Genomic DNA, 3041 nt, shown 5'->3' on the forward strand with positions numbered 1-3041 from the left:
GGCGAGCCCAAGGGCGAGGTGTTCGTCATGGAAGGCCGGGTGCTGGACCTGCAAGGCCAGCCGGTGTCGCACGCCACCATCGACGTGTGGCATGCCAACGAACAGGGCGGCTACTCGCACTTCTTCCCCGGCATGAAGCCCTACGAGCTGCGCCGGCGCATCGAGGCCGATGCCAAGGGCCAGTACCGCTTTCGCACCTTTCTGCCACCGGGCTATGCGATTCCACCGAACAGCCCCACATCGGAACTGTTCGAGGCCCTGGGTCGCCATGGCAACCGGCCTGCGCACATCCACTTCCTGGTCGTCGCACCAAGCCTGCGCACACTGACCACGCAGGTCAACATTCCAGGCGACACCTACATCGACGATGACTTTGCCTTCGCCACGCGTGACGGTCTCATCGTGAGCCTGGAAAAGAACGTGGCGCCCGCCGGCTACGAGTCGCTGGGCATTTCTGCCCCCTTCACGCGCTCGAAGTTCGACTTCGTGATGCAGCCAGCCGCCAACGCCGACGAAGCCCTGCCGCTGACCCGCATGGAACGCGTCACCACCCCCGCCTGAGCGGCCTTCGCCCCGCTGCCAAGCCGCCCCGCCGTGGGCGGCTTTTTTTGCGTCCGCATCGGAAGGGTTGGCCGGCAGGGCTCGCGCCACCTGGGGCGGCGGGACCCGGCCTCTGGCCCGACATCCCGACATCCCGACATCCCGACATCCCGACATCCCGACATCCCGACATCCCGACATCCCGACATCCCGACATCCCGACATCCCGACATCCATATCATTTTCATAGCATGCTGCGCCCGCCCTTCAAGGACTGCAGGCAGAAATCATCTGAATTCCCTCGTCCAGGGCGTACGGCTGCCCAGCCGCGCTCAGCTTTCACCCCGCCATGCCTCACGGCAGGCCGCCTTTCGGGATTTGCCATGGACGACGCTCCACTGGCCGCATGGGGTGCCGCCGCAGGGTACAGCGCGGGCGGACGTCGCGCCTGAACACGGAGCCTGGCGCTACAAGCGAGCAGGAACAGGCGAGCGGACAAGCAAACGACGTTGCTCGGCAACCAGCAGGACGGCAGCCGCCGCCGGCCATCCGGTGCGCGGAGCCTCCGCCCCGTTCGCCCCCGCATGCCCACACACCGGGCCATCCGGCGACGCCCTGGCGCCCAGCCAGCCGCACACGTCCACGAGCCGCGGCAAACACCCAATAACGCCCCCCGCATTCCGCAATCGCTGGCTATACTGGAGAAACATTTTTTTACACCACCTGACGCGGGGGAAAAGATGCACCTCGATCCGCGCTCCCTGATTGCGATGGCAGGCTTCATGTCGGCCATGATGGCGGTGGTGCTCCTGTTCATGCGGCGCAACTACCCAGCCAACATCCACGGGCTGGACTATTGGGCGGCGGGGCCGGTGCTCTGGCTGGTGTCCACGGTGCTGTTCAGCGCGCGCGGCGAGCTGCCCGACTTCCTCACCATGGTGGTGGCCAACGAGGCGCTGTTGCTGGGCGCCATCGTCTATTACCTGGGCAGCCGGCGATTTCTGGGGCACGGCGGAGGCTGGGCACTGTGGGGCAGCGTGGCGGCGGCTTCTGCGCTGGTGTTCACGTGGCTGACCTATTTCGCGCCCAACTACGCACTGCGCGTGGCCATCTTCACGGTGCTGATGGCGGCGCTGTACTGCGCGCACCTGCGCTTCCTGTACCGGCGCGGCGACAAAGGCTTTCCCATGCGGCTGGTGCAGGTGGTGCTGGCCCTGCACATCCTGGTGCTCATGGCGCGCTTTGCCTCCGTGATCTGGGGCAACGCCGGCAGCGATCTGATGGAGCCTTCGCTCTACCAGACGATCTACGTCGGCGCCTATGTGCTCACCGTGCTGATGCTGTCGATCGGCGCCATCCTGATGGCGACCGACCGGGTGCGCAACGAGCTCGAGTACCTGGCCAACCATGATTCGCTCACGCAGGCACTGAACCGGCGCGCCGTGATGCAGCTGTGCCAGGAAGAACTCGAACGCGCCCGCCGCCACGGCGGCGGCCCTTCGATCCTGATGCTGGACCTGGACCACTTCAAGCGCGTCAACGACACCCTGGGGCACCAGCACGGGGACGCCGTGCTCGCCCACTTCGCGGCATGCGCGCGCTCGGCGCTGCGGCGCGAAGACCGCCTGGGCCGCTACGGTGGAGAGGAGTTCCTGGTCCTGCTGCCCCACACCGACGCCCGCGCCGCCGACCACGTGGCGCAACGCATCCATACGCTGCTCCAGGCGGGCCATCTGCTCGACTGCCAGCTCAGCATAGGACTGACCAGTTGGCGGGGGCCCGTCGACACGCTCGAAGCCATGCTGGGCCGGGCTGACGCTGCGCTCTACCAGGCCAAGGACCAGGGACGCAACCAGACCTGCGCCGTCTGATCGCCCTGCCCGCCCGGCGCCGTCACGCCGTCTGCTGCGCCACCCCGGCCGATTCGAAGCTGGCCATGTCGCGCAGGATGGCGCAGGCCGACGCGAGCAGGGGCCAGGCCAGCGCTGCGCCAGAGCCTTCGCCCAGCCGCAGGCCCATGTCCAGCAGCGGCTCTGCCTGCAGCTGCGCAAGCATGTGGGCATGGCCGGGCTCGCCCGAGCGGTGCGAAAACACGCAGCGCTGTAGCACCGCCGGCTGCAGGCGGCTGGCCACCAGCACGGCGGCTGTGGTGATGAAGCCGTCCACCACGATGACCCGCCGCTCGGCGGCAGCCTGCAGCACAGCACCCGTCAGCGTGGCCACCTCGAAGCCCCCCAGTGCCGCCAGCGCAGCCAGGGGTTCGGTGGCGCCCGCGTTGGCGTCCAGCGCCTGCTGCAGCACGGCGCGCTTGCGGGCCACGCCCTGCGCATCGAGGCCTGTTCCGGTCCCTGTGCCATCGGCCAGCGGCACGCCGCACAGCCGGGCCAGCAGCAGCGAAGCCACCGAGGTGTTGCCGATGCCCATCTCGCCCAGCAGCAGCGCGTTGCCCGGCAGCCCCTGCACCACCCCGGCGCCGTTGCGAAGGGCCTGCTCGCACTGGT

3 protein-coding genes are annotated in these 3041 nt (G+C 68.3%); 2 read left to right on the plus strand and 1 reads right to left on the minus strand.

All coding sequences use genetic code 11. From position 1 onward, the window contains the following. Both ACDELDRAFT_RS20770 and ACDELDRAFT_RS20775 read left to right on the plus strand, forming a co-directional pair. On the plus strand, positions 1-561 hold a 561-nt coding region (locus tag ACDELDRAFT_RS20770; protein WP_005800061.1), incomplete at its 5' end, for a dioxygenase family protein. A gap of 719 nt (positions 562-1280) precedes the next feature. After that, entirely contained in the window at positions 1281-2411 is a 1131-nt protein-coding gene (locus tag ACDELDRAFT_RS20775; protein ID WP_005800062.1) for a GGDEF domain-containing protein, read from the plus strand. A gap of 22 nt (positions 2412-2433) precedes the next feature. Here ACDELDRAFT_RS20775 and ACDELDRAFT_RS20780 read toward each other — a convergent pair. After that, positions 2434-3041, minus strand: a 608-nt coding sequence (locus tag ACDELDRAFT_RS20780; RefSeq protein WP_005800063.1) for a nicotinate-nucleotide--dimethylbenzimidazole phosphoribosyltransferase, incomplete at its 5' end; no start/stop codon positions are given.

This window comes from Acidovorax delafieldii 2AN (genome assembly GCF_000175235.1).
In the GTDB taxonomy this organism is placed as follows: domain Bacteria; phylum Pseudomonadota; class Gammaproteobacteria; order Burkholderiales; family Burkholderiaceae_C; genus Acidovorax; species Acidovorax delafieldii_B.